This window comes from Amycolatopsis sp. WAC 04169 (assembly GCF_003947535.1).
Classification (GTDB): Bacteria; Actinomycetota; Actinomycetes; order Mycobacteriales; family Pseudonocardiaceae; genus Amycolatopsis; species Amycolatopsis keratiniphila.
Genome location: NZ_QHJI01000002.1, coordinates 267,077 through 293,176, shown reverse-complemented (window position 1 = coordinate 293,176; position 26,100 = coordinate 267,077). Strand labels below are relative to the sequence as shown.

The following is a 26,100-nucleotide window of genomic DNA, read 5'->3' as shown; positions in this document are numbered from 1 at the left end:
TTCCTTGCAAAATTTGCAAGGAACGGTCCGTTCATAGCGTTCGGGGGCTCTCGTGCGCCTCGGGCGTCCGCTGCCTCCGGCCAGGTGTCATGAAAGGGCCGTTCAGGACGAAAGATGTCCTGAACGGCCCTTTCATGACATCCGCGAAACCTGTTCGGCGCGGAAAACCGGAGGCGCCCGGAGCGAAGGCACGTCACCATGGGCGGATGGAAGCGCCCGCCGAGACCCTCGCCGACGAAGTCGTCACCCTGCGCCGCTGGAAGCCGGAGCAGCTCGAAACCCTCGCCGCCGTCGCGGGTGATTCCGCCGAACACCTCGGCGCCTGGATGATCTGGGCCACCTACGGTTACGGCCGTCGCGAAGCCGCCGACTTCCTGGAGCGGAGCGCCAAGAACTGGGCCGACGGCAAGACCTACGACTTCGCGATCCTCGCCGGGCAGGACCTCGTCGGCGGCGCGGGCATGATCACGCATCCGGACCGCATCGAGATCGGCTACTGGCTCGGCCGCCACCACACCGGCCGCGGTTACGTGACCAGGGCCGCGAAGCTCTTGGCCGGCGAGGCCTTCCGGCTCGGCGCGCCGGAGGTCGAGATCCGGCACGACGAGAAGAACCTCGCGAGCGCCGCCGTGCCCGCGCGGCTGGGGTTCACGATGGTCGGCGAGGGGCCCGCCGAACCGCCGCTCGCCCCCGCCTGTTCGGGGATGAACCGCTTCTGGCGGCTCAAGCGTCCTTAGTCTTGCGCTCACGCAAGGCCGCGAGCGCCTTGTCGGCGTGCACGGTGAACTTCAGCTCGCTCTTGATCACTTCGAGCACCTTGCGGTCGGTGTCGATGACGAAGGTGTGCCGTTTGGCGTGCAGCGGGCTGAATTTGCGCCAGACGCCGAACTGTTTCGCCACCACACCGTCCACATCGGACAGCAGGGGATAGTCGAAGTCGTGTTTGGCGGAGAACTCCTGCTGTTTGGCGACGGCGTCCGGGCTGATGCCGACGCGGTGCGCGCCCACTTCGGCGAATTCCGCGGCCAGGTCGCGGAAATGGCAGCTCTCCGCGGTGCAGCCGCTGGTCATCGCGGCGGGGTAGAAGAACAGCACCACCGGACCGGACGAGAGGAAGTCCGACAGCGTGCGCTCTTCGCCCTTGTCGTCGGGCAGCGTGAAGTCCGGGGCGAGGTCACCTTGGTCCATGGAGCGATCCTGTCACGTCAGTGGGCGTGCCGTTCGATCAGCTCGTCGACCTCGTCGCCGGTCGCGGAATCCGCCACGAACGAACCACGCGCCGCGAGGACGCCGTACCGCCGCAGCCGTTCGGCCTGTTCGTGACTCTGGACGCCTTCCGCGCCGATGCGCAGTTTCAGCTCCTTGGCCCTGGCGACCAGCTGGCACAGGTGACGGACGTCGGCCTCGTTCTCGCCGTGGGCGAGTGCGTCGACGACCGGGCCGGACAGGATCACGTGGCGGACGGGCAGCCCGTGCCGCGGGATCAGCTCAAGATCGTCCGAACCGGAGATGGTCAGCACCAGCTGCGCGCCCAGATCCGCCAGTACGGCGAAGGAATCGAGCACCTCGCCGCTCGAGTCGAGCACGGACTCGCGGTCCGTGCACAGCCGCAGCGCCTGGGCGGGCAGGTTGTGCCGGTCGAGCTGTTCCTTGACCAGCAGCACCAGATCGGGCTCGATGGCCAGCCGCGTCGGCAGCCGCACGCAGACGTCCGGGGCGGCCTCGCCGAACCTGTTCCGCCATCGCGCGGTGGCGGCGAGCGATTCGGCCAGCAGCCACCGGCCGAGCGGGATGGTCATCCCGGTGATCTGCGCCAGCGGATAGAACTCGTCGGAGTCCAGCTCGCCCTTCTCCGGATGGCTCCAGCGCAGCCCGGCGTTGACGGCGGCCAGCTGGTCGGGATTCGCGAGCTTCACCGTCGGCTGGTAGATCAGCGAGAACTCGCCGTTCTCCAGCGCTCCCGCGATCACCGCGCCGAGCTGGTAGCGGCCCCGGTCACGCGCGTCGAGTTCCGGATCGAACAGCATCCACTGCGCCTTGCCTGCCTCCTTGGCGCGGTGCAGGGCGATCTCCGCGGCGCGAAGCAGGTCTTCGGGCCCGCCGTCGGCGGCCGGGCGGACGACGATGCCCGCGCTCGCGCTGACCCCGATCCCGTGCCCGCCGAGGTAGATCGGCTCGACCAGTTCCTCCAGGGCCTGCTCGACCAGCGAGATCACTTCGGGCGGGGTGAAGTCGCCGCGCAGCAGGACGGCGAACCCGTCGCCGGACAGCCGGGCGACCGAACCGTCGTACCGGCCGGCGAAGACGGACGTGAGCTTGTTCGCGACCCCGCGCAGCACCTGATCACCCACGCCGGCGCCGAGGCCGTCGTTGATCACCTTGAAACCGTCGACGTCGAGATAGACGAGCGCGACCTGCTCGCTGCCGGACCCGGCCAGCGCGGCTTCGAGGGCGTTGCCGAACGCGGTGGCGTTGGGCAGGCCGGTCAGCGGGTCGTGCACGTTCTGATGCCGCAGTTGTTCCTGCAGCAGGTGGATTTCGTTGGCATCGGAGACCATCAGCACCGGATAGGTCGAACCGGGCCGGTCGCCGGGCAGATCGGTCAGGGTCACGTCGGCCCAGAGCGCGCCTTCCTCGCTGTGGTCCAGCAGCAGGCGTTCTTCCTGCGTCGGCTGGCCGTGCGTCATGAGCTGGGCGAGCGCGTTCCGCAGGCGGGCGACGTCGTGGTCGGCGGAGCCGAGGTCGGGGATCTCCCGGCCGCGCAGCGCGCCCGGCCGACAGCCGAGGAGACGGCCGAGTGCGGCGTTCGCCTCCACGATCGCGCCGTTGGCGTCGGCGAGGGCGATCCCGATGGGAGAGGCGGAATAGAGCTTGGAGAAGCGCAGCACGGCGGGCTGATGGTCGGGCTCGGCCAGGACGGCGTCCTTGGCGACACCGAGCAGCAGCTGTTCGAGTTGCTCCTTGGGAAGCGATACTCCTTTAGTGTCAGCGAGCGTCTCGGCCCATCTCCGGGCCACGTCCACCAACCCTGGCGCGGAACCAGGTTCGGGCACACTTCACCTCTTCATGCGCGGTTGATGGCCAGCTCAGACCGGGTGTCCGAGCCCATGGACCCACACTAGGTATGAGCCGACCGGGTGTAGTGCCACGGCATCATGCGCGATCCGGGGTGTCTACCGGCTGAAAGGGTGATCGCTACTACACGAGTGGTGACCGGAAGTTACCAAGAGTGCTCGATAGTGGGCAATGCTTCATCGGGACGTCAGGTGGATCGGCAGACCGTCCGCCGGCACGGGCAGGGACACGTAATCCCAGCGTGCGGTGTAGTCCTGCGGGACCGACCATCGGTACGCGCGCAGCATCTCGTGCAGCAGCGCCTTCACCTCGAACGTCCCGAAATGCAGGCCGATGCACTTGTGCGCCCCGCCGCCGAACGGCATCCACGCGTAGCGATGCGACTTGTCCTCGCGGCGGTCCTCGCCGAAGCGGTCCGGGTCGAACCGCATCGGATCCGTCCAGTGCTCCGGCGAGAAGTGGTTGTAGGTGGGGGAAACCCCGACGAGTGTCCCTTCGGGAATGAAATGACCGAGGACCTCGGTGTCCTTCACCGTCTTCCTGGTCAGCGAGGGCACTGGGGCCACCAGCCGCAGGGCTTCCTTGATCACCAGATCCAGCGTCGTCAGGGTCTCCAGCGCCTCGATGTCCGGCACGTCGTCGCCGAGCGCGAGCGATTCCCGGCGCGCGCGTTCCTGCCATTCGGGGTTCTTGGCGAGGTGATAGACGGCGGCGGCGCTGGTGATGGTCGACGTGTCGTGCGCGGCCATCATCAGGAAGATCATGTGGTTGACGACGTCGGCGTCGGTGAAGCGGTCGCCGTCTTCGGTGGTGGCGTGGCACAACGCGGTGAAGAGGTCGTCGCCGTCGCTCGCGCGTTTCGCGGGCAGGTTCGCCGAAAAGTAGCGTTCGAGGACCTTGCGGCCGTGCAGGCCCGCCGCCCAGCGGCCGCCGGGAACGGGGAACCGCACGATGGCCGTGCCCGCGCGCACGGAGTTCACGAACGCGCGGTTGATCGCGGCCGCGTCGTCGCCGGACTTCATGCCCATGAACACGCGTGTCGCGACGTCGAGCGTGAGTTGCTTGAGTGACCAGTAGATCCGCGGGTTCGGCCGGTCCGCCCACGCGGCGATGCCGTCGCGCAGGGCCGGTCCCATCTGGTCGACGTAACCGGTGAGCCGCTGCCGGGTGAACGCCGCCTGCATGATCCGGCGGTGCAGATGGTGCTCGCCGAAGTCGAGCAGCATCAGGCCGCGGTCGAAGAACTGCTCGATGAAGAACTTCCAGCCCTCCTGGGAGAAGGCCTTGTCCTTGTTCACCAACGCGATCTGGGTGGCCTCCGGACCGGTGAGCGCGACGATGCGGCGCCCGAACGCGCCCATCCACGACACCGGCCCGTAGGTCTCGTAGCGTTTGAGGCCGAACTCGATGCCGAAGCGCATGAAGTCCAGCGCGTGCCCGATGACCGGCGGACCCTCGTCGCCGAGGACGGGTTTGAGACCCGGCGGGGCGGGCGCGAGTTCGCGGACCGGCCAGGTCGCGCCGAGCCAGCGCTGGTCGACCGAACGCGGCAGGGGGATCGAGGTGAGCGGCGGAACGCGCTCGCGCAGCGCCCCGGTGACCTTTTCGACGGTGTTCGCCATGGTGACCATCTCCCCGCTGAGACCGGTTACCGCTCCACCATCGCACCCTTATTGACGCGTTGACAATACCTCGGCGGAAGTACATGAAGGCCCCCTTCCTTGCGCCTAGGTACAGGAAGGGGGCCTTCATGTACTGATCAGGCCAGTTCGGAGCGCACCGTGTGGGCCGCGGCGACGAGGTTCCGCAGGGCCGGTTCGACCTCGGCGTAGCCGCGGGTCTTCAGGCCGCAGTCCGGGTTGACCCAGATCCGCTCGGCGGGCACGGCGCCGACGGCGGTCCGCAGCAGGCCGGCGACCTCGTCGACGCCGGGGACACGCGGCGAGTGGATGTCGTACACGCCCGGCCCGACACCGCGGCCGAAGCCCGCCGCGCCGAGGTCGGTGACGACCTCCATCTTCGACCGCGCGGCCTCGATGCTGGTGACGTCGGCGTCGAGCGCGTCGATCGCCTTGACCACGTCACCGAACTCCGAGTAGCACATATGCGTGTGGATCTGCGTGGCGTCGTCGATCCCGGAAGTCGCCAGCCGGAACGACGAAACCGCCCACGCGAAGTACGCCTCGTGCGCCGTCGCACGCAGGGGCAACAGTTCCCGCAGAGCCGGCTCATCCACCTGGATGACGCGGATGCCCGCCTCCTGCAGGTCGTGCACCTCGTCGCGGATGGCCAGCGCCACCTGACGGGCGGTCTCGCCCAGCGGCTGATCGTCGCGGACGAACGACCACGCCAGGATCGTCACCGGCCCGGTCAGCATGCCCTTGACGGGTTTGCCGGTCAGGCCCTGCGCGTAGCGCGCCCATTCGACGGTCATCGGTTCCGGACGCGAGACGTCGCCGTACAGGATCGGCGGCCGGACGCAGCGCGAACCGTAGGACTGCACCCAGCCGAAGTCGGTGGCCGCGAAACCGGCCAGCCGCTCGGCGAAGTACTGCACCATGTCGTTGCGCTCGGGCTCGCCGTGCACCAGCACGTCGAGGCCGAGGTCTTCCTGCAGCCGGATGACACGCTGGATCTCGGCCTTCATCGCGGCTTCGTAGCCCGGGTCGTCCAGCGAACCCGCCTTGTGCGCCGCCCGCGCCTTGCGGACTTCGGTGGTCTGCGGGAACGAGCCGATCGTCGTGCTCGGCAACGGCGGCAGCTTCAGCGCGGCCTGCTGGGCCACCGCGCGCCGGGCATAGGGGGAGCGGACAGTGTCCTCCGGCCGCAACGCCTCCAGCCGGGCGCGGACCCCGCTGTCGGCCAGGTCGGCCGCCGTCGCGCGATCCGTGGCGGCGGCACGCGCGGCGGAGAGGTCGACACCTTCTTCCTTCAACGCGCGCCCGAGCAGGACGACCTCGTCGACCTTCTGCCTGGCGAAAGCGAGCCAGCCCTTCAGCCGCGGGTGAAGTCCGTCCTCCCGTTCGACGTCGTAGGGCACGTGCAGCAGCGAGCAGGACGTCGACACGCTGACCGACTTCGCGGTGCCCAGCACCATCGCCGCCCGGCTGAGCGCGCGGGTCGGATCCGTGCGCCAGACGTTGCGCCCGTCGACCACGCCGGCCAGCACTTCCTTGTCCCGCAAGGCGGGTTCGGCGGCGACGGCGTCCACAAAGGACTCATCGGTGACGAGATCGACGGCGATGGCGTCGATCGGGGAGCGGGCGAGCACACCGAGGCCGCGTCCGAGCCCGCCGAAGTACCCGGCGACCAGGATCTTCGGCCGCGCGGTCTCCTTCGCGAGCCGGTGGTAGGCGCGGATGAGCGCGTTGAGCTCCCGCTCGCTGCGGTCCGCGGCGAAGGCGGGCTCGTCGAACTGGACCCACTCGACGCCTTCGTCGTGCAGACGACGCAGTAGTTCGACGTAGCCGTCGAGAAGGTTGTCGAGCAGTTCCAGCGGACGGAAGCCCTCCGGAGCCGTCTCGGCCGGCTTCGCGAGCAGCAGGAACGTCACCGGACCCACGAGCACCGGCCGGGTCTCGACGCCGATCGCGCGGGCTTCGCGGTACTCGTCGAGCGGCTTGGTGCCGGTGAGCGAGAACGTCGTGTCCGGGCCGAGTTCGGGGACGATGTAGTGGTAGTTCGTGTCGAACCACTTCGTCATCTCCATCGCCGGCGCGTCCTGCACCCCGCGTGCGGCGGCGAAGTAGGTGTCGAGCGGCGAGAGGCCGAGCGTGGTGAAGCGCTCCGGCAGCGCTCCGAACAGCTCGGCGGTGTCGAGCACCTGGTCGTAATGGGAGAACGTGTTGGAGGGGACGGAATCCAGCCCCGCGTCCTTGAGCTCCCGCCAGGTGCGGGTGCGCAGCGCGCGGCCGGTGCCGAGCAGTTCGGCCTCGTCGATCTTGCCCGCCCAGAAGCGTTCGAGTGAACGCTTGAGTTCCCGGTCCGGTCCGATCCGGGGGTAGCCCAGCACTGTCGTGCCGATTTCGGTCACAGCTCTCTCCTCGCGAGCTTGTCGGGCGAGCCCGGAGCGCGCAGGAGTGACCGCCGTTCGGTCGTGCCCATCCCACGAGGCCCGGACTCACGCACGCCGTCGGCGCGCGTACCACGGGCAGGTCTTCGGACTCGTGGGCGACTCGCTCGCTCCTACCGGCCGTCGCTTCCCGGGACGCCGTGTCCCAGTGCTTTACCGTGTCTCGCACGGTGACGGCTTTCGTTCCCACATACCGCTGCGGGGCAGTCCCGGATTCGCACCGGGTTCCCTGTTACCTCGCCCGGCCTGGGAGGCCGGGTGAACCAGTAGCACTCCGGAGCGTACCGAGGGGCGCCAGTGGCCCGCTGGACATGTGACGAACCGGACGCCACGCGTGATCGGATGGACGACTCGCGTGATTGAACGGCGAACTCGCGTGATCGAAGGCGTAACTCGCGTGTCTGGAGACGGAACACGCCGGGCGGAGGCCGCCCGGCGTGTCGTCCGTCTGGTCACGCGAGTTCGCCGTTCAATCACGCGAGTTACGTGTCTGATCACGCGAGTTCGCGATTCGAACACGCGAGTTACGAGGTCGGGGTCAGTCCCAGTCGAGGGCGCCGCCGGACTGGTACTCGATGACGCGGGTCTCGAAGAAGTTCTTCTCCTTCTTGAGGTCCATCGCCTCCGACATCCACGGGAACGGGTTCTCGGTCTCGCCGAAGATCGGCGCGAGGCCGATCTGCTGGGCCCGCCGGTCGGTGATGAAGTGCATGTACTGCTCGATCAGCTCGGCCGAGAGCCCGAGCATGCCGCGCGGCATGGTGTCGCGGGCGTAGGCGACCTCGAGCTCGCACGCCTCGGTCAGCATCGTCCGGATCTCCGCCTGGAACTCCTCGGTCCACAGGTGCGGGTTCTCGATCTTGATCTGGTTGATGCAGTCGATGCCGAAGTTCAGGTGGATCGACTCGTCGCGCAGGATGTACTGGTACTGCTCGGCGATGCCGATCATCTTGTTCCGGCGGCCGAGCGAGAGGATCTGCGCGAAACCGGTGTAGAACCACATGCCCTCGAAGATCACGTAGAACGCGACGAGGTCACGCAGGAAGTTCTGGTCGGCTTCCGGGGTGCCGGTCTCGAAGTCCGGGTTCTCCAGGTTCTGCGTGTACTTCAACGCCCACGCGTCCTTGTCCGAGATGGACGGGACCTCGCGGTACATGTTGAACAGCTCGCCCTCGACCAGGCCGAGGCTCTCGCAGATGTACTGGAAGGTGTGCGTGTGCACGGCCTCCTCGAACGCCTGGCGCAGCAGGTACTGGCGGCATTCGGGGTTCGTGATCTGCCGGTACACCGCGAGCACGATGTTGTTGGCCACCAGCGACTCGGCGGTGGCGAAGAAGCCGAGGTTGCGCTTGAGCATGGTGCGCTCGTCCTCGGTGAGACCGTCGGGCGACTTCCACAGCGCGATGTCGGCCTGCATGGCGACCTCGGTCGGCATCCAGTGGTTGTTGCAGCCGGCGAGGTACTTCTCCCACGCCCAGGTGTACTTCATCGGCAGCAGCTGGTTGACGTCGGCGCGGGCGTTGATCATCCGCTTGTCGTCGACGTTGATGCGGGCGGCGCCGACTTCGATCTCACCGAGGCCCGTGGCGTCGGTGGAGGCGTCAAAGGTTGTCATAAAGAGCTCCAAGAGGGGGTCGTGAGTGGTAAGGACGGTTAGAACCGTCCTTACCACTCACGAGGATGTCGTTACTGGCAGGCTTCGCAGTCGGGGTCGTCGATCCGGCAGGCGGCGCCTTCGGTGGCGACGAAGTCGACGTCCGAGACCTTCGGCATCTCCTTCGGCTCCGGCTTGGCGGCCGGGGCGGGAGCGGTCACCGGCACGGCCGGGACCGCGGCGGAAGCCGACGGAGCGGGCGAAGCGGCGGGAGCCGGGGCGGCGGCGGGCTTCGGCGAAGCGGGTGCGGCGGGGGCCGGGGTGGCCGAGACCGCGTTCAGCTTGCCGTCGGTGCCGCGCAGGGTGCTCTTCTCCACGTGCGTCGCGGACCGGGCCCGCAGGTAGTACGTGGTCTTGAGGCCCTTGTGCCAGGCGTAGCGGTACAGCTCGTCGAGCTTGCGGCCGCTGGGCGCCGCGATGTACAGGTTCAGCGACTGCGCCTGGTCGATCCACTTCTGCCGACGCGAACCGGCGTCCACCAGCCACTTGGACTCGATCTCGAACGCGGTCGCGTACAGCGCCTTCAGGTCGTCCGGCACGCGGTCGATCTGGCCGAGGCTGCCGTCGAAGTACTTCAGGTCCGACACCATGACCTCGTCCCACAGCCCGCGCTCCTTGAGCGAGCGGACCAGGTGCGGGTTCACCACGGTGAAGTCACCGGACATGTTCGACTTGACGAACAGGTTCTGGAACAGCGGCTCGATCGACTGCCCGACGCCGCAGATGTTGGAGATCGTCGCGGTCGGCGCGATCGCCATCACGTTGGAGTTGCGCATACCGACGGTCTTGACCCGCTCGCGCAGCGGCGCCCAGTCCAAAGTGGACGAGGTGTCGACGTCGAGCGCGTCGCCCTGGCGGGCGTCGATCAAGAGCTGCATCGAGTCGATCGGCAGGATTCCCTTGCTCCACAAGGAACCCTCGAACGTCTGGTACTGGCCGCGCTCCTCCGCGAGGTCGGTCGAGGCCGAGATCGCGTAGTAGCTGATGTGCTCCATGCTGGTGTCCGCGAACTGCACGGCCTCGTCCGAGGACAGCGGGACACCGATCTCGAACAGCGCGTCCTGGAAGCCCATCAGGCCGAGGCCGATCGGGCGGTGGCGCAGGTTGGAGCGGCGCGCCTCCGGGATCGTGTAGAAGTTGATGTCGATCACGTTGTCGAGCATGCGGACCGCGGTGCGCACGGTCTTCTCGAGGCGCTTGGTGTCCAGGCCCTCGGGGGTGACGTGCTTGAGCAGGTTCACCGAGCCGAGGTTGCAGACCGCGACCTCGTCGGTGGTGGTGTTCAGGGTGATCTCGGTGCACAGGTTGGACGAGTGCACGACACCCACGTGCTGCTGCGGCGAACGCAGGTTGCACGGGTCCTTGAAGGTGATCCACGGGTGGCCGGTCTCGAACAGCATGGTCAGCATGCGGCGCCACAGGTCGACCGCGCGGACCTTGCGGAACACCTTGAGCTCACCGCGTTCGGCGGCGGCCTCGTACTCGCGGTAGCGCTCGGCGAACGCGTTGCCGTAGAGGTCGTGCAGGTCCGGGGTCTCGTTCGGCGAGAACAGCGTCCACTGCGCGTCGGCCTCGACGCGGCGCAGGAACTCGTCCGGCACCCAGTTCGCGGTGTTCATGTCGTGCGTACGACGACGGTCGTCACCGGTGTTCTTGCGCAGGTCGAGGAATTCCTCGATGTCCACGTGCCAGGTCTCGAGGTACGCGCACGCCGCGCCCTTGCGCTTGCCGCCCTGGTTCACCGCGACCGCGGTGTCGTTGGCGATCTTGAGGAACGGCACGACACCCTGCGACTGGCCGTTGGTGCCCTTGATGTGCGCGCCGAGGCCGCGGACCGGGGTCCAGTCGTTGCCGAGACCGCCCGAGTACTTCGCCAGCAGCGCGTTGTTCTTGTACGCCTGGAAGATCGAGTCCAGGTCGTCGTCGACCGTGGTCAGGAAGCAGGACGACAGCTGCGGGCGCGTGGTGCCCGAGTTGAACAGCGTCGGGGTGGACGCCATGAAGTGGAACGTCGAGAGCAGCTCGTAGAACTCGATGGCGCGAGCCTCACGGTCGTCCTCGCGGATCGCCAGACCCATCGCGACGCGCATGAAGAACGCCTGCGGCAGCTCGAAACGGACCCCGTCGTGGTGCTGGAAGTACCGGTCGTACAGGGTCTGCAGGCCGAGGAAGCCGAAGTCGAGGTCGCGCTCGGCGCGGATGGCCGCGGTGATCTTGTCGAGGTCGAAGGCCTGCAACTCGGGGTTGACCAGCTCCAGCTCGACGGCGCGCTTGAGGTAGTCCCGGAAGTACTGCGGGTACCGGGTGGTCATCTCGTCCTGGCTGGCCTGCTGCGGCAAGCCCGCGAGGTAGCTGAGCGCCTCGCCGCGGAGCTTGTCCGCGAGCAGCCGGGCGCTGACGTAGGAGTAGTTCGGCTCCTGCTCGACGAGCACGCGCGCGGCCATGATCTGCGCGAGGGCGAGCTCGTCGGCGCTGATGCCGTCGTAGAGGTTGCGCTTGGCCTCGGCCAGCACCGGCTCGGCCGAGACGTCGTCGAGACCGGCGACGGCCTCGCCGACGACGTGCGCGACGCGGGCCCAGTCGAGCGGGCGGAGCGAGCCGTCGGCCGCCTTGACGCTGATGGCGACGTCGGACGACGCGGGCTTCTCGGCCTCACGGGCCTTCGCGCGCTCCTCGCGGTACAGGACGTACGCGCGGGCGACCTTGTGGTGCTCGCCGCGCATGAGCGCGAGCTCGACGATGTCCTGGATCTGCTCGATGTGCAGCGCGGTCTCGGGACCGGCGTGGCGGAGCAGGGTGGTCTCGATCTGCTCGGTCAGTTCCTTGACCAGGTGGTGGATCCGCGACGAGGCGGCCGCGTCACCGCCCTCGACGGCGAGGAAGGCCTTGGTCACGGCGACCGAGATCTTGTTCGCGTCGAAGGGGGACACGCTGCCGTCCCGCCGGATGACTCGCACGGTCGCGGGCGTGGTGTCCGAAGACGAGGGCGGCCGCTGACCGGTTTCCACTGACATGCGTCACTCCAAAAGGGCGCGTCGAAGCACCACAAGGCCTCACAAGGCCGTGCGCTGCAGGTTCACAAAGCTGCCCGACCACCGCTCCCGAGCGGTCTCCCCGTCGCTGGGCGGTGCCGGTTCCCAGAGACTACATGTAGGGGTCGGAGGCTGCACGTGCCCCAATGGGTGGCGTGTCGTCGGCTCACCCTGGCGGGTTAGACGATCACGCTGAGCGGCTGGTCAACCGCCGAAGACGATCTTGAAATCGCGCAGGCAGGCGCTCAGGACGGGCCGCTGACCGGCAAGGAAGCCGAACGGCCCGGACTCGTTGATCCGCCAGTCCGCGGCCGCCGGACAAGGCCGCGCCTTCGCCCGGACGGGGCTTCTTTTGAGACGGCCGTCCAGTATTTGGACGACGTCGAAGGCCGCGGGCATCCGCACCGGGAGGCTCGGGCGAGGCGTGAAGGCCGCCGTCGCGATCCAGTCTTCCTGGGTGGCCGCCGAGGCGGTGAAGGTCCGCCCGTGGGCGAAGTCGAGCGCCGCGAGATCCTTGGGGATGCCCCACAACGCCCGCCCGCCGGCGAGCGAGACCTCGCTGTCGACCCAGATGTCGGTGATGGAGCTGGAGAGGCGCTCGCCGCGGACCGCGACCGTCGCCAGCAGCTCGTGGTACTGGAGCTGCCCGGGCTCCTGGTAGTCGATCCAGGCGGTGAACAACTGGGCGCGGCCGCCGACCACGATCGGCTCGACACCGCCGGGCAGTGCGGGCAGTCCGCTCACCGGGACACGCCAGATCGACAGGTACGCCTGACCCGCCAGGTTCCAGGGTTCCGGGGGATAGGCGGTCACTGGTTCAGCCACGGCAGGTAGTCGGGCTGGTCGGTGTCGACGCGCATGGAGAACTCCGGTGGTCGTTTCTGCAGGAAGGAGACGACGCCTTCGACCGCGTCCGGGCTGGAGCCCAGGCCGCCGATCAGCCGGGAGTCGAGCTCGTGCACGGGGAACGGCGATTCCGCGCTCGCCATCCGGTACAGCAGCTGGCGGGTCACGGCGACCGAGACCGGCGACGTGGTCGCGGCGATCTCGCGAGCCAGCTCGCGGGCCTTGCCGAGCACTTCTTCGGGCTCGTGGACACTGTGGACCAGTCCGGCCGTTTTCGCCTCCTCGGCGCCGAAGACGCGGCCGCTGATCATCCAGTCGAGTGCCGTGCCCATCCCGACTAGCCGGGGGAGGAACCACGCGGACGCGCCTTCGGGGTAGATCCCGCGGCGGACGAACACGAAGCCGAACCGGGAGTCCGTGGACGCGAGGCGGTAGTCGCACGACAGCGTGATCGTGACGCCGCCGCCGACGGCCGCGCCCCGCAGGGCCGCGATCACCGGCTTGTTCATCGTGAAGATCCGTTTCGAGCAGCGGCCCGCCGGTTCCTGCCACGCCGCGTCCGGCCCGGTCTCCGGATCGAAGTCGAAACCGCCCTGCGTGAGGTCGGCGCCCACCGAGAAGTCCTTGCCGTTGCCGGTCAGGATCACCACGCGGACGTCCTCGTCGCGGTCGGCGCGGTCCATCGCGTCGCCGAGTTCGTCGGCCATGCGGATGGTGTAGCCGTTGCGGGCCTCGGGCCGGTTGAGCGTGACCGTCGCGATGCGGTCTTCGACCTCGTAGGTGATTTCGGCGTACGCGCTCATGACGTGAAAGTAAGCCAGTGTTGACAAGGTGTCAACAAGACTCATTCGACGTCGTCCAGATGGTCCGCGTAGTACTCGACCGCTCGCCGGTATCGCCGGACGCCGTCGTCCGCACTGGTCGCCGCGAGCACCTTCAACAGGGTGCCCGCCGCCTCGCGCGCCTCCCCGGCGTTGTAGAGCGCCATCGCGAGGAAGGTCCGCAGCGCGGCGTCGTCCGGGAACTCGCCGAGGCCGCGCCGCAAGGTCGCGAGCGACTCGTCGTACCGGCCGAGGACGCGATACGTGCTGCCGAGCCCGACGAACACGCCGTGTCTGTCCTCTGTGGACAGACCGTCGCCCGCGAGCGCCTGCTCGTAGAACGGGGCGGCTTCGGCTTCCAGTCCGGCTGAATCGTGCGCCCACGCGGTCTGGTAGGCGATCACGGCGTCCCGCGGATTCTTCTCGGCCAGCTCGATCAGCCGCAGGCGTGCCTCGTCGGTGCCTTGCTCCCGTAGCCGGATCGCCTCGTTCACGCGGCGGTGCCGTCGAACGGCGGGTAGGTCTCGGCGCCGACCCGTTCGGCCACGACGATGTACTCGGCCAGCGCGTCACGCGATCGCGTCAGCTTGGCCAGCTGCTCGTCCAGGCGGCCGAGCCGCTCGCGCATCGCGGCCAGCAGCTCGGGGCAGCCGATCAGCTCGGGCTCCTCGCCGATCGCGCAGGGCAGCAGATACGCGATGTCCTCGGACGACAGGCCGGCGGCGAGCAGGTGGCGGATCTGCCTCACCCGCAGCAACGCCGTCTCGTCGTACTCGCGATAACCGTTGCTGCCGCGGCTCGCCTCCAGCAGGCCTTGTGCCTCGTAGTAGCGCAGCTGGTGGGCGTTGACGCCCGCCCGGTGACTCAGTTCACCGATCTTCATCGCTTTCCTCACTTGACCTTCATACCGGTATCAACGTTGACGATCGTGCCATGACAGACAAAACGAACACCCCGATTTCGGTCGTCGGCCTCGGCCTGATGGGCACCGCGCTCGCTCGCGCGTTCCTGAAGGCGGGGCATCCCACGACCGTGTGGAACCGGACCGCCGCCAAGGCGGACTCTTTGGTCGCCGAAGGTGCGCGGCTCGCGCCTGCCATCGGTGACGCGCTCGGCGGTGTGACGATCGTGTGCCTCACCGACTATTCCGCCGTGCGCGCACTGCTCGGCGACGCCCGCCTCGACGGCACGACACTGGTCAATCTCACCTCGGGCGACTCCGCGCAGGCACGGGAAACCGCCGCCTGGGCCGAAAAACAGGGCGCCCGCTACCTGGACGGCGCGATCATGGCCATCCCGTCGTCGATCGGGACCGACGAGGCGGTGATCCTGCTGAGCGGACCTGCCCCGGACTTCGACCTCGGCGCGCTCGGCACGGTCAGCCATCTCGGCGAGGATCCCGGCCTCGCGTCCCTGTACGACGTCGCCGGGCTGACGATGATGTGGAGCGTGCTGAACGCGTGGCTCCAGGGCACCGCGATGCTCAAGACGGCCGGTGTCGACGCCGCGACGTACGCGCCGTTCGCGCGGCAGATCGCCGCCGGGGTGGCGGACTGGCTGCCCGGCTACGCGGAGCAGATCGACCAGGGTTCCTTCCCCGCCGAGGTGTCGGCGCTGGAGACCGACGCGCGGGCGATGACGCACATGGTCGAGGAGAGCGAGGCGCTGGGCGTGAACGCCGAACTGCCGAAGCTGATCAAGGCGATGGCGGATCGCGCGATCGCCGCCGGGCACGGGGGTGAGCAGTATCCGGTGCTGATCCGGGAATTCGAGCGGCCGGGGGAGTGAAGCGGAGCAGGTCGCGCGTGTCTTGAGTGCTTCCGGGACACGCGTGCCGTCCGTTCGGGTCCGTGGGGCGGGAACGACGAAAGGGCGTTGCGAAAGCCACTTTCGCAACCTTCAACGTTGCGAAAGTGGCTTTCGCAACGCCTGCGGCTTGCCCGGGTGGTTGGGCGCGTGCCGCGAAAGCCACTTTCAAGACGCGTGATGTCCTGAAAGTGGCTTTCGCGACATGAGCCCGACGAGACCACGAGCGGAGTGCCCGTCCACCGGGCCCCGTTGCCTTACTCCCGTGGAGCGAACCGGGGGCTTCACGTGACTGGGCGGACGGCAGGTGTGATCAGGCGGACGACACGCGTGACTGGATGGACGACACCCGTGTTTGAGCGGACGGCAAGGCTGTGACTCGGACAACATACTGACCAACTGAACATTTTGGTCAGTATGTTCGGAAGTATGACCGGGAGCGAAGCGGGACGGGTACTCGTAGTCGGAATGGGTGTCAGCGGGATCGCGACGGCGGCGCGGTTGCGCAAGGCCGGATGGCGGCCGGTGCTGATCGAGAAAGCGCCGGAAAGGCGGTCCGGCGGGTACTTCGTCGCGCTGTTCGGGGCGGGCCAGGCCGCCGCGACCAGGCTGGGCATGGCCGGCGCCATCCATGACCGGGCCTCGCTGGCGCAGGGCCTCGACCTCGCCCGTGACGGCTCCAGCCGTCCGGGGATGTCGTACGCCGACCTGCCCGGCAAGCCCTGGATGATGTTGCGGAGTGACGTCGAGAAGGCCGCCTTCGCCGTTCTCCCCGACGATGTGGAGATCCGGTACTCGACCGTCCCCACTGCCATCGAGCAGGACGCCGGCGGGGTCGACGTCACCTTGCTCGACACCGCTTCGGACACCGCGACGACCGAACGCTTCGACCTCGTCGTCGGTGCGGACGGGCTGCGGTCCACGGTGCGGTCGCTGGTGTTCGGCCCGCACGAGAGGTATCTGCGGCGGATGGGCTACATGGTCGCGGCCTTCCAGTACACCGGCACGCCCGCCGGTCTCGCCCCCGGACAGGGGGCGACGCTGCTCGAACCGGACCGCTCGATGTGGGTCTTCGCGTTCTCCGACCACGATCCGACGGTCATGCTGACCTACCGCACCGACGACGTCGACGCCGAGTTCACCCGGCCGCCCGCGGAACGCGTGCGCGCGGCGTTCGGCCCGCGGCCGCTGGGAAAGGTGCTCGGTGACGTCGTCGGCGCGCTGGAGTCCGCCGACGACGTCCTGTTCGACTCCGTGGAGCAGGTGCGCCTGGACCGTTGGCACAAGGGGCGTGTCGTCCTGATGGGTGATGCCGCCTGGTGCGTCACGCTCTACGCCGGCATGGGTGTCTCGTCCGGGCTCACCGGAGCCGATCTGCTCGGCGGCATGCTGGAGCGGCACCCCGGCGACCTCGCCGCCGCCCTCTCCGAATGGGAACGGGCACTGCGGCCTTACGTCGACCACTATCAGGACGGCGCGTTCGCCGACCGGAAGATCTTCGTCGTGGACAACCGGATGCAGCTCCTGCTGCGGCGCGCGGTGCCGGTGCTGAGCCGCTTCAAGCTCGGCAAACGACTGACCGACCGGATCATGCGGCTCGACGAGATCGCGTTGTACAAGAATGCGGATATCGTCGGCGCGATACCGGAGAGGACCACTGTTGGCGGAACTGCCTGAACACGGCTCGCCCAAAGCGGCACGCATCCTGGCGGCGGCGGGCGAACTGCTGCTGAGCCGGGGCAGCAAGGGCGTCACCATCGCGGAGGTCGCCACCAAGGCCCACGTCGGCAAGGGCACCGTCTACCTCTACTGGAAGACCAAGGAAGACTTGCTGCTCGGGCTGATCAGCCGCGATTTCGTCGCGCTCGCCGACGAGGTCGTCGCGGCGGTCACCGCGGACCCCGAGCTGGCCCGGCCGTCGCGGCTCGGCCCGAACATGCTGGAGGTCGCGGCCCGGCATCCGTACGTCAACGCGCTGCAGACCGGCGACGACGTTTTGCTCGGCGTCCTCGCCGACGACCCCCGGTCGGCGACCCTGCTCGAAACGCTGGGCGCGGGCGCGTTCCTGCATCACATCCTGCCCATCTGGCGGCGGCACGACCTCGCCAGAACCGATTGGGAGATAGCCGATCAGGCCTTCGCGTTGCAGGCCCTCCTCGCGGGTTTCCTGACGGCGGCCCCTTCGATCGGGAGCAGGCTGCCGGTCGACGATCCCGCCCGGGTGTTCGCCGCGTCGATCACCGCGCTTCTCGGCCCGGAGCGGGCCACGCCGGAGCAGGTGAAGCTGGCGGCGGAAGAGGGGATCCGCGCGCTGGAGGGCGGACGTGCCGTCGCGCTGGGCATCATCTCCGGCTGACCTCGTCTCCACAAAACAATCAGGCACGCTTGATTTTTCCGGTGCGGGGTGCCAGCCTGAGGAAGACGCGAGGAGGCGGGCATGGCTGACCTGGGCGTGATCCTTGGGGATCTCGCGGCGGAATCGCAGGCCATCGACGACGTGGTGGCGGCTCTGCCCGCGTCGGACTGGGCGCGGCAGACCCCGGCCGAAGGCTGGACGATCGCCCATCAGATCGCCCATCTGGCCTGGACGGACAAGAAGGCGCTGATCGCGGCGCGCGGATCCGAGGCCGAGTGGCAGGCCGAGATCGAAGGGCTCCTCGCGACGGGCGAGTCCTACGTCGACGACGGCGCCGCAGAGGGGGCGAAGACGCCGCCCCGCGAACTGCTGGAGGAGTGGCGCGCCGGTCGCGCGCAGCTCGCCGAAGCGCTCGCCGCGGTGCCCGACGGGCAGAAGATCCCTTGGTACGGCCCGCCGATGAGCGCCGCGTCCATGGTGACGGCACGCCTCATGGAGACCTGGGCCCACGGCCAGGACATCTTCGACGCGCTCGGCGTCGCGCGGGAGAACACCGCCCGGATCTGGCACATCGCCCGGTTCGGCACCCGCACGCGCGACTTCGCCTACAAGCTCAACTCGCTCGCCCCGCCCGCCGAGGAGTTCCGCGTCGAGCTGACCGCGCCCGACGGCACCACCTGGGCTTTCGGTCCCGAGGACGCCGGACAGCGGCTCACCGGCAGCGCGGTCGACTTCTGTCTCGTGATCACCCAGCGCCGTCACCCTGCCGACACCGACCTGGTCGCCACGGGCAAGGACGTCGAGGAATGGCTCGGGATCGCGCAGGCCTTCGCCGGGCCTCCCGGCGCCGGGCGGAAGCCGGGGCAGTTCGCGTGACCCCGGCTCCGATCAGGATCGGCAACGCGTCCGGGTTCTACGGCGACCGGTTCTCCGCGGTCCACGAGATGCTCACCGGCGGCCCGCTCGACGTGCTGACCGGCGACTACCTGGCCGAGCTGACCATGCTCATCCTCGGCCGCGACCGGATGAAGGACCCGAACCGCGGCTACGCCAAGACGTTCCTGCGTCAAATGGAACAGAATCTCGGGCTGGCGAAGGAAAAGGGCGTCAAGATCGTCGCCAACGCCGGTGGGCTCAACCCCGCCGGGCTCGCGGACGCCCTTCGCGAACTCGCCGCGAAGCTCGGCGTCGACGTCGCGATCGCGCACGTCGAAGGCGACGACCTCATCCAGCGCGCCGAGGAGCTCGGCTTCGGCAAGACCTTGACCGCCAACGCCTATCTCGGCGCGTGGGGGATCGCGGAATGCCTGAACGCGGGCGCCGACATCGTGGTGACCGGCCGCGTCACCGACGCGTCGGTGATCGTCGGCCCGGCCGCCGCGCACTTCGGCTGGGCGCGCGACGACTACGACGCGCTGGCGGGCGCGGTCGCGGCCGGGCACGTGATCGAATGCGGGACGCAGGCCACCGGCGGCAACTACGCCTTCTTCACCGAGCACGGGATCGGCGTCCCGGGGTTCCCGATCGCCGAGATCTCCGCCGACGGCTCCAGCGTGATCACCAAACACCCCGGCACCGGCGGTGTGGTGAACGCCGGAACCGTTACCGCACAACTGCTCTACGAGATCACCGGCGCCCGGTACGCCGGGCCGGACGTCACGGCGCGGTTCGACACGCTGACGCTCACCGAGGACGGCCCCGACCGCGTCCGGATCAGCGGCGTCACCGGAGAACCGCCGCCTCCGACCCTGAAGGTCTGCCTGAACGGGCTCGGCGGTTTCCGCAACGAGACGACGTTCGTCCTCACCGGACTGGACATCGAGGCGAAAGCCGCACTGGTCAAGGAGCAACTCGAGGGCGCGCTCAAGGCCCGGCCGCCCGCCGACGTCCGGTGGACCCTGGCCCGCACCGACCGGCCCGACGCCGAAACCGAGCAGCAGGCGAGCGCGCTGCTGCACGTCGCGGTGAAGGACGCCGATCCGGAGGTCGCGGGGCGCGCGTTCAGCGGCGCGGCGATCGAGCTCGCGCTGGCGAGCTACCCAGGGTTCCACGTCACCGCGCCGCCCGCGGCCGCCTCGCCCTACGGCGTTTACCGTGCAGCTTTCGTTGACGCGCAAGAGGTGCCGCACGTCGCCGTCCTGCCGGACGGAACGCGCCGAGACATCGCGCCCGCCGCCGAAACCCTCCCTCTGTCCGAAGTGGACGAATCCGCCCTGCCCGCGCCGTTCACGCAGGCCGAAGTCCGCAGGGCGCCGCTCGGCAAAGTGGCCGGCGCGCGCAGCGGCGACAAGGGCGGCAACGCGAACGTCGGCGTCTGGGCGCGCTCCGACGAGGCGTGGCGCTGGCTCGCGCACCGGCTCACCGTCACCGAGTTCAAACTGCTGCTCCCGGAGACCGCGGACCTCGAAGTCCGGCGGCATCTCCTGCCGAACCTGCGGGCGATCAACTTCGTCGTCGAAGGCATCCTCGGCGAGGGCGTCGCGTCGCAGGCGCGGTTCGACCCGCAGGCGAAGGCACTCGGGGAATGGCTGCGCTCCCGCGAGATCGACATCCCGGAGGCCCTCCTGTGACCGACCCCTTCGCCACGCCGGAACGCGCCGAACTGCGCAAGACCGTCCGGCGGTTCGCCGAAACCGAGATCCTGCCGCATCTCGATGACTGGGAACGCGAGGGCGAGCTGCCCCGCGATCTGCACCGCAAGGCCGGGGAACTCGGGCTGCTCGGCGTCGGCTTCCCGGAAGAGGTCGGCGGCGGAGGCGGCGACTATCTCGACGCGGTGGTCATCGCCGAGGAACTGCACTACGCGGGCGGATCCGGTGGCCTGTTCGCGTCGCTGTTCACCTGCGGCATCGCCGTCCCGCATATCGCGGCGGCCGGGGATCCGGTGCAGATCGAACGCTGGGTCCGGCCGACGCTGGAAGGCGCCAAGATCGGCTCGCTCGCGGTCACCGAACCCGACGGCGGCTCCGACGTCGCCGGGATCCGCACGACGGCGGTGCGCGAGGGCGACGAGTACGTCATCAACGGCGCCAAGACCTTCATCACCTCGGGCTGCCGCGCCGACTTCGTCACCACCGTGGTCCGCACCGGTGAAGCCGGCGCCCACGGGATCTCGCTCATCGTGGTCGAACGCGGCACGCCGGGCTTCACCGTCTCCCGCAAGCTGGAGAAGATGGGCTGGCTCTGCTCGGACACCGCCGAGCTGTCCTACGTGGACGTGCGCGTACCCGCCGAAAACCTGATCGGCGCCGAGAACAGCGGCTTCGCGCAGGTCGCCACCCAGTTTGTCACCGAGCGGGTTTCGTTGGCGGTGCAGGGCTACGCGCACGCGCAGCGAGCTCTGGACCTGACGCTGGACTGGTGCCGCCTGCGCGAGACCTTCGGCCGTCCGCTGATCTCCCGCCAGCTGGTGCAGCACAAGCTCACCGAGATGGCCCGCAAGATCGACGTCGCCCGGACCTACACCCGGCAGGTCGCCCAGCGGCACGTCGCGGGCGAAGAGGTCATCGCCGAAGCCTGTTTCGCGAAGAACACCGCCGTCGAGACCGCCGAATGGGTGGTCAACGAGGCCGTGCAGCTGCACGGCGGACTCGGCTACATGCGGGAGTCCGAAGTGGAGCGTCACTACCGTGACGTGCGCATCCTCGGCATCGGCGGCGGGACCAACGAGATCCTCACCGGCTTGGCCGCGAAGCGATTGGGATACACCGCATGAGCACGATACGGTCCACTGTGGATACGCGGAGCGAGGAGTTCGCGGAGAACCGCGAATCCATGCTCGGCAAACTCGCCGAGATCGACAGCGAGCACGCCAAGGCGATCGCGGGCGGCGGCGAGAAGTACGTCGCCCGGCATCGCAAACGCGGCAAGCTGCTGGCCCGCGAGCGGATCGAGCTTCTCCTGGACGAGGACTCGCCGTTCCTGGAGCTGTCGCCGTTGGCGGCCTGGGGTTCGGACTACCAGGTCGGCGCCAGCGTGATCACCGGCATCGGCGTGGTCGAAGGCGTCGAGTGCATGATCTCCGCGAGCGACCCGACGGTCAAAGGCGGGGCAAGCAACCCGTGGACGGCCAAGAAGAGCTACCGCGCCGCGGACATCGCCGCGCAGAACCGGCTGCCGGTGATCAACCTCGTCGAGTCCGGCGGGGCGGATCTGCCGACGCAGAAGGAGATCTTCATCCCCGGCGGCCGGATCTTCCGTGACCTCACGCGGTCTTCGGCGGCGAAGGTGCCCACGATCGCGCTGGTGTTCGGCAACTCGACCGCGGGCGGCGCGTACCTGCCCGGCATGTCGGACTACGTCGTGATGGTCAAGGAACGGGCGAAGGTGTTCCTCGGCGGCCCGCCGCTGGTCAAGATGGCGACCGGCGAGGAGTCCGACGACGAATCGCTCGGCGGCGCCGAAATGCACGCCCGCACTTCGGGCCTCGCCGACTATCTCGCGGCGGACGAAGAGGACGCGATCCGCCTCGGCCGCAGCATCGTCAAACGGCTCAACTGGACCAAACAGGGCCCGACGCCGAAGCCTGATTACGCGGAGCCGCTGTACTCCGCCGAAGACCTGCTCGGCATCGTGCCCACCGACCTCAAGGTGCCGTTCGATCCGCGTGAGGTGATCGCCAGGGTCGCCGACGGCTCGGACTTCGACGAGTTCAAACCCTTGTACGGCAGCAGCCTCGCCACCGGCTGGGCGAGTATCCACGGCTACCCGGTCGGCATCCTCGCCAACGCCCAGGGCGTGCTGTTCGGCGAGGAATCGCAGAAGGCCGCGCAGTTCATCCAGCTGGCCAACCAGATCGACACACCGCTGGTGTTCCTGCACAACACCACCGGCTACATGGTCGGCAAGGAGTACGAGCAGAGCGGCATCATCAAACACGGCGCGATGATGATCAACGCGGTGTCGAACTCGAAGGTGCCGCATCTTTCGGTGCTCATGGGCGCCTCCTACGGCGCCGGGCACTACGGCATGTGCGGCCGGGCCTACGATCCCCGGTTCCTGTTCGCCTGGCCCAGTGCGAAATCCGCGGTCATGGGGCCGCAGCAGCTGGCTGGTGTGCTGTCCATCGTGGCCCGTGCCGCGGCCGCGTCGCGGGGACAGGAATACAACGAGGAGCACGACGCCGCCATGCGCGCCATGGTGGAGGGCCAGATCGAAGCCGAGTCGATGCCGATGTTCCTGTCCGGGATGCTCTACGACGACGGGATCATCGATCCCCGCGACACCCGCACGGTGCTCGGGCTCAGCCTGTCCGTGATCCACAATGGACCAGTGAAGGGCGCCGAAGGCTTCGGCGTCTTCAGGATGTGAGCGGCATGATCGAGAAACTTCTGGTCGCCAACCGCGGTGAGATCGCCCGTCGCGTGTTCCGCACCTGCCGCGACGCCGGGATCGGCACGGTCGCGGTGTTCTCCGACGCGGACGCCGACGCGCCGCACACCGCCGAGGCGGATATCGCCGTCCGCCTGCCGGGCAACGCGCCCGCCGACACGTACCTGCGGGCCGAGTTGCTGATCAAGGCGGCCGTGGAGACCGGTGCCGACGCGATGCTCCCCGGCTACGGGTTCCTGTCCGAGAACGCAGCCTTCGCCCGCGCCGTGATCGACGCCGGGCTCACCTGGGTCGGCCCGCCGCCGGAAGCCATCGAGAGCATGGGCTCCAAGGTCGAGTCCAAGCGGATGATGGCCGAGGCCGGTGTGCCGATCCTGTCCGAATTGGACCCGGCTGAGGTCACCGAAGCCGACCTTCCGTTGCTGGTCAAGGCGTCCGCCGGTGGTGGCGGACGCGGTATGCGGGTCGTGCGCACGCTCGGCGAACTCGCCGAGGCCGTCGAAGGCGCGAGCGCGGAGGCCGCGTCGGCGTTCGGCGACCCGACCGTGTTCTGCGAGCGGTACCTGGAGACCGGCCGGCACATCGAGGTGCAGGTGCTCGCCGACACCCACGGCACGGTGTGGGCGGTGGGGGAGCGCGAGTGCTCGATCCAGCGCCGCCACCAGAAGGTCGTCGAAGAAGCGCCGTCGCCGTTCGTCGACGAGACGATGCGGGACGCGCTGTTCGACGCCGCCCGCAAGGCCGCGCAGGCGATCGACTACGTCGGCGCCGGGACGGTCGAGTTCCTCGCCGGGCCGGACGGGCGGTTCTACTTCCTGGAGATGAACACGCGGCTCCAGGTCGAGCATCCGGTCACCGAGGCCACGACGGGGCTCGACCTCGTCTCGCTGCAGCTGCGGATCGCGGAGGGCGAGCACCTCCCGGTCGACGAGCCGGCGACGACCGGCCACGCGATCGAGGTCCGGCTCTACGCCGAAGACCCCGCCGCGGGCTGGCAGCCGCAGAGCGGCACGTTGCACCGTTTCGAGCTTCCCGCGGCACAGCGGGAATTCGAGGTCGGCCCGGGTGTCCGGCTCGACTCGGGTTTCGTCGGCGGGCAGACCGTCGGCGTGCATTACGACCCGATGCTCGCCAAGGTCATCGCGTACGCCCCGGATCGCCGGAGCGCGGCGCGGGCACTGGCCGGTGCCTTGGCCGGTGCGGAGATCCACGGGGTGGTGACCAACCGCGACCTGCTGGTGAACGTGTTGCGCCACGAGGCTTTCCTCGCCGGGGAGACCGACACGGCGTTCTTCGACCGGCACGGTCTCGAAACCCTGGCGGCCCCACTGGCCACTGTGGACACTGTACGGATTTCCGCGCTCGCTGCGGCGTTGTCCGGTGCGGCCGCGAATCGGTCGGAGGCCCGGGTGCAGAGCAGGCTTCCGAGTGGCTGGCGCAACGTCCGTTCCCAAGGGCAGCGCAAACGTTTTCGTCATGGCGACGACGAGATCGAGGTCGGCTACAGCCTCGGCCGGGACGGTCTGCGCGCCGACGGATTCGAAGGCGTCGAACTGGTTTCCGCCGAGAACGGTGGCGTGGTCCTGGAGGTTTCCGGGGTGCGGCGGAAGTTCGCCGTCGCGCGGTACGGCGACACGGTGTACGTCGATTCGCCGGACGGCTCCGTCGAACTGGGCGTGGTGCCGCGGTACACCGACCCCGACGCGGCGCTCGCCGCCGGTTCGCTCGTGGCGCCGATGCCGGGCACGGTCGTCCGGCTCGCGGTCGAGGCGGGCGACACCGTCAAGACCGGTGATCCGTTGCTGTGGCTCGAAGCGATGAAGATGGAACACCGGATCGCGGCGCCCGCCGACGGCGTCGTGACGGAACTCCCGGTGGTGGTCGGACAACAGGTCGAAGTGGGCACGATCCTCGCGGTGGTAGGAGACGACGAATGAACGCGATGAACTTCACCGAGCCCGAGGAGCGCGTCGCGCTGCGGGCCGCGGTCGCCGAACTGGGCAAGAAGTACGGGTACGAGTACTACGCCAAGCAGGCGCGCGCCGGACTCAAGACCGAGGAACTCTGGGCCGAAGCCGGACGGTTGGGCTACCTCGGCGTGAACCTGCCCGAGGAGTACGGCGGCGGGGGAGCGGGTATCGCGGATCTCGCCGCGGTGCTCGAAGAACTCGCCGCGGCGGGCTCCCCGCTGCTGCTCATGGTCGTCTCGCCGGCGATCTGCGGCACGGTCATCTCGCGCTTCGGCACCGACGAGCAGAAGAAGCGCTGGCTGCCGGGTATCGCCGACGGCAGCAGGCGGATGGTCTTCGCGATCACCGAACCGGACGCCGGGTCGAACTCGCACAAGATCACCACCACCGCGAAGCGGGACGCCGACGGTTGGGTCCTCAGTGGACGGAAGGTCTACATCTCCGGCGTCGACGAGGCGGACGCCGTCCTGGTCGTCGGCCGCACCGAGGACGCCAAGACCGGCAAGCTCAAGCCCGCGCTGTTCACCGTCCCGACCGACACGCCCGGCTTCGAGTACAAGCAAATCGACATGGACATCGTCTCGCCGGAGAAGCAGTTCGGCCTGTTCCTCGACGACGTCCACCTGCCCGCCGACGCGCTGGTCGGTGAGGAGGACGCGGCGATCGCGCAGCTGTTCGCCGGGCTCAACCCCGAGCGCATCATGGGCGCGTCGTTCTCGCTCGGCATCGCGCGCTACGCGCTGGGAAAGGCCGTCGGCTACGCCAACGAACGCAAGGTGTGGGGTGCGCCGATCGGTACCCACCAGGGGCTCGCGCATCCGCTGGCCGAGATCAAGATCGAGCTGGAACTGGCCAAGCTCATGACGCAGAAGGCGGCGTCGCTCTACGACTCCGGCGACGACTTCGGCGCGGGCGAGTCCGCGAACATGGCGAAGTACGCCGCCGCCGAGGTCGCCATCCGGGCCGTCGACCAGGCCGTGCAGACCCACGGCGGCAACGGCCTGGCCAGCGAATACGGGCTGGGCACGCTGGTCACGGCCGTCCGGCTGGGCCGGATCGCACCGGTGAGCCGCGAGATGGTGCTCAACTTCGTCGGCCAGCACAGCCTCGGCCTGCCCCGGTCGTACTGAGAGGCGG

The 26,100-nt window shown here is 68.8% G+C and carries 20 protein-coding genes and 1 riboswitch; of the genes, 10 read left to right on the top strand and 10 right to left on the bottom strand.

What is annotated here, in order from left to right:
- Nucleotides 1-206 precede the first annotated feature (206 nt).
- Nucleotides 207-737 carry a GNAT family N-acetyltransferase gene (locus tag DMC61_RS06205; protein WP_125687543.1) on the top strand — a complete coding sequence of 177 codons (531 nt, stop codon included), beginning with the start codon at nucleotides 207-209 and terminating at the stop codon, nucleotides 735-737.
- On the opposite strand, the gene DMC61_RS06200 is transcribed toward DMC61_RS06205, so the two are convergent.
- The 10 genes from DMC61_RS06200 to DMC61_RS06155 form a co-directional block, all read right to left on the bottom strand.
- The gene (locus DMC61_RS06200) at nucleotides 724-1,188 is read right to left on the bottom strand and encodes a peroxiredoxin (protein WP_125687541.1); all 465 of its coding nucleotides are present in this window, start codon (nucleotides 1,186-1,188) and stop codon (nucleotides 724-726) included. The genes DMC61_RS06205 and DMC61_RS06200 overlap by 14 nt on opposite strands.
- Before the next feature lie 17 nt (nucleotides 1,189-1,205).
- Nucleotides 1,206-3,017 (bottom strand): diguanylate cyclase domain-containing protein, encoded by a 1,812-nt coding sequence (locus tag DMC61_RS06195; protein ID WP_125687539.1) that lies wholly within the window; start codon nucleotides 3,015-3,017, stop codon nucleotides 1,206-1,208.
- A gap of 234 nt (nucleotides 3,018-3,251) precedes the next feature.
- The gene (locus tag DMC61_RS06190; RefSeq protein ID WP_199749914.1) at nucleotides 3,252-4,697 is read right to left on the bottom strand and encodes a cytochrome P450; all 1,446 of its coding nucleotides are present in this window, start codon (nucleotides 4,695-4,697) and stop codon (nucleotides 3,252-3,254) included.
- A 137-nt stretch (nucleotides 4,698-4,834) separates the two neighbouring features.
- Nucleotides 4,835-7,108, bottom strand: coding sequence for a 5-methyltetrahydropteroyltriglutamate--homocysteine S-methyltransferase (gene metE, locus DMC61_RS06185; RefSeq protein WP_125687535.1), 2,274 nt, complete (start codon nucleotides 7,106-7,108; stop codon nucleotides 4,835-4,837).
- Between the two features lie 98 nt (nucleotides 7,109-7,206).
- A riboswitch (cobalamin riboswitch) is annotated at nucleotides 7,207-7,421 on the bottom strand.
- Between the two features lie 264 nt (nucleotides 7,422-7,685).
- Entirely contained in the window at nucleotides 7,686-8,762 is a 1,077-nt protein-coding gene (locus tag DMC61_RS06180) for a ribonucleotide-diphosphate reductase subunit beta (RefSeq protein WP_016333204.1), read from the bottom strand.
- Nucleotides 8,763-8,833: 71 nt separating this feature from the next.
- On the bottom strand, nucleotides 8,834-11,815 hold the full coding sequence (locus tag DMC61_RS06175) for a ribonucleoside-diphosphate reductase subunit alpha (protein WP_125687533.1): 2,982 nt from the start codon (nucleotides 11,813-11,815) through the stop codon (nucleotides 8,834-8,836).
- A gap of 222 nt (nucleotides 11,816-12,037) precedes the next feature.
- Nucleotides 12,038-12,646 (bottom strand): acetoacetate decarboxylase family protein, encoded by a 609-nt coding sequence (locus DMC61_RS06170; RefSeq protein WP_125688100.1) that lies wholly within the window; start codon nucleotides 12,644-12,646, stop codon nucleotides 12,038-12,040.
- Complete coding sequence (locus DMC61_RS06165; protein ID WP_125687531.1) at nucleotides 12,643-13,482, bottom strand: enoyl-CoA hydratase-related protein; 840 nt, start codon at nucleotides 13,480-13,482, stop codon at nucleotides 12,643-12,645. Before DMC61_RS06165 ends, DMC61_RS06170 begins: the two co-directional genes overlap by 4 nt.
- A gap of 41 nt (nucleotides 13,483-13,523) precedes the next feature.
- Complete coding sequence (locus DMC61_RS06160) at nucleotides 13,524-13,994, bottom strand: tetratricopeptide repeat protein (RefSeq protein WP_125687529.1); 471 nt, start codon at nucleotides 13,992-13,994, stop codon at nucleotides 13,524-13,526.
- Complete coding sequence (locus tag DMC61_RS06155; protein WP_125687527.1) at nucleotides 13,991-14,383, bottom strand: MerR family transcriptional regulator; 393 nt, start codon at nucleotides 14,381-14,383, stop codon at nucleotides 13,991-13,993. The genes DMC61_RS06160 and DMC61_RS06155 overlap by 4 nt, the downstream gene beginning before the upstream one ends.
- 50 nt (nucleotides 14,384-14,433) lie before the next feature.
- Here DMC61_RS06155 and DMC61_RS06150 point away from each other — a divergent pair, with 50 nt between their 5' ends.
- The 9 genes from DMC61_RS06150 to DMC61_RS06110 all read left to right on the top strand — a co-directional run bounded on the left by DMC61_RS06150 (nucleotide 14,434) and on the right by DMC61_RS06110 (nucleotide 26,093).
- The gene (locus DMC61_RS06150; RefSeq protein WP_125687525.1) at nucleotides 14,434-15,288 is read left to right on the top strand and encodes an NAD(P)-dependent oxidoreductase; all 855 of its coding nucleotides are present in this window, start codon (nucleotides 14,434-14,436) and stop codon (nucleotides 15,286-15,288) included.
- Nucleotides 15,289-15,735: 447 nt separating this feature from the next.
- The gene (locus tag DMC61_RS06145) at nucleotides 15,736-16,983 is read left to right on the top strand and encodes an FAD-dependent monooxygenase (RefSeq protein WP_233594719.1); all 1,248 of its coding nucleotides are present in this window, start codon (nucleotides 15,736-15,738) and stop codon (nucleotides 16,981-16,983) included.
- A complete protein-coding gene (locus tag DMC61_RS06140; RefSeq protein WP_125687523.1) occupies nucleotides 16,967-17,662 on the top strand; it encodes a TetR/AcrR family transcriptional regulator in 696 nt (231 codons plus the stop codon). The genes DMC61_RS06145 and DMC61_RS06140 overlap by 17 nt, the downstream gene beginning before the upstream one ends.
- Nucleotides 17,663-17,743: 81 nt before the next feature.
- A complete protein-coding gene (locus DMC61_RS06135) occupies nucleotides 17,744-18,538 on the top strand; it encodes a TIGR03084 family metal-binding protein (protein ID WP_125687522.1) in 795 nt (264 codons plus the stop codon).
- Nucleotides 18,535-20,232 (top strand): acyclic terpene utilization AtuA family protein, encoded by a 1,698-nt coding sequence (locus DMC61_RS06130; protein WP_199749913.1) that lies wholly within the window; start codon nucleotides 18,535-18,537, stop codon nucleotides 20,230-20,232. The genes DMC61_RS06135 and DMC61_RS06130 overlap by 4 nt, the downstream gene beginning before the upstream one ends.
- Nucleotides 20,229-21,377 (top strand): acyl-CoA dehydrogenase family protein, encoded by a 1,149-nt coding sequence (locus DMC61_RS06125; RefSeq protein WP_125687520.1) that lies wholly within the window; start codon nucleotides 20,229-20,231, stop codon nucleotides 21,375-21,377. Before DMC61_RS06130 ends, DMC61_RS06125 begins: the two co-directional genes overlap by 4 nt.
- Nucleotides 21,374-22,972, top strand: a complete 1,599-nt coding sequence (locus DMC61_RS06120) for an acyl-CoA carboxylase subunit beta (protein WP_199749912.1) — start codon at nucleotides 21,374-21,376, stop codon at nucleotides 22,970-22,972. The genes DMC61_RS06125 and DMC61_RS06120 overlap by 4 nt, the downstream gene beginning before the upstream one ends.
- Before the next feature lie 5 nt (nucleotides 22,973-22,977).
- Entirely contained in the window at nucleotides 22,978-24,930 is a 1,953-nt protein-coding gene (locus DMC61_RS06115) for a biotin carboxylase N-terminal domain-containing protein (RefSeq protein ID WP_125687518.1), read from the top strand.
- Complete coding sequence (locus DMC61_RS06110) at nucleotides 24,927-26,093, top strand: acyl-CoA dehydrogenase family protein (RefSeq protein ID WP_016333218.1); 1,167 nt, start codon at nucleotides 24,927-24,929, stop codon at nucleotides 26,091-26,093. The genes DMC61_RS06115 and DMC61_RS06110 overlap by 4 nt, the downstream gene beginning before the upstream one ends.
- Nucleotides 26,094-26,100: the final 7 nt, after the last annotated feature.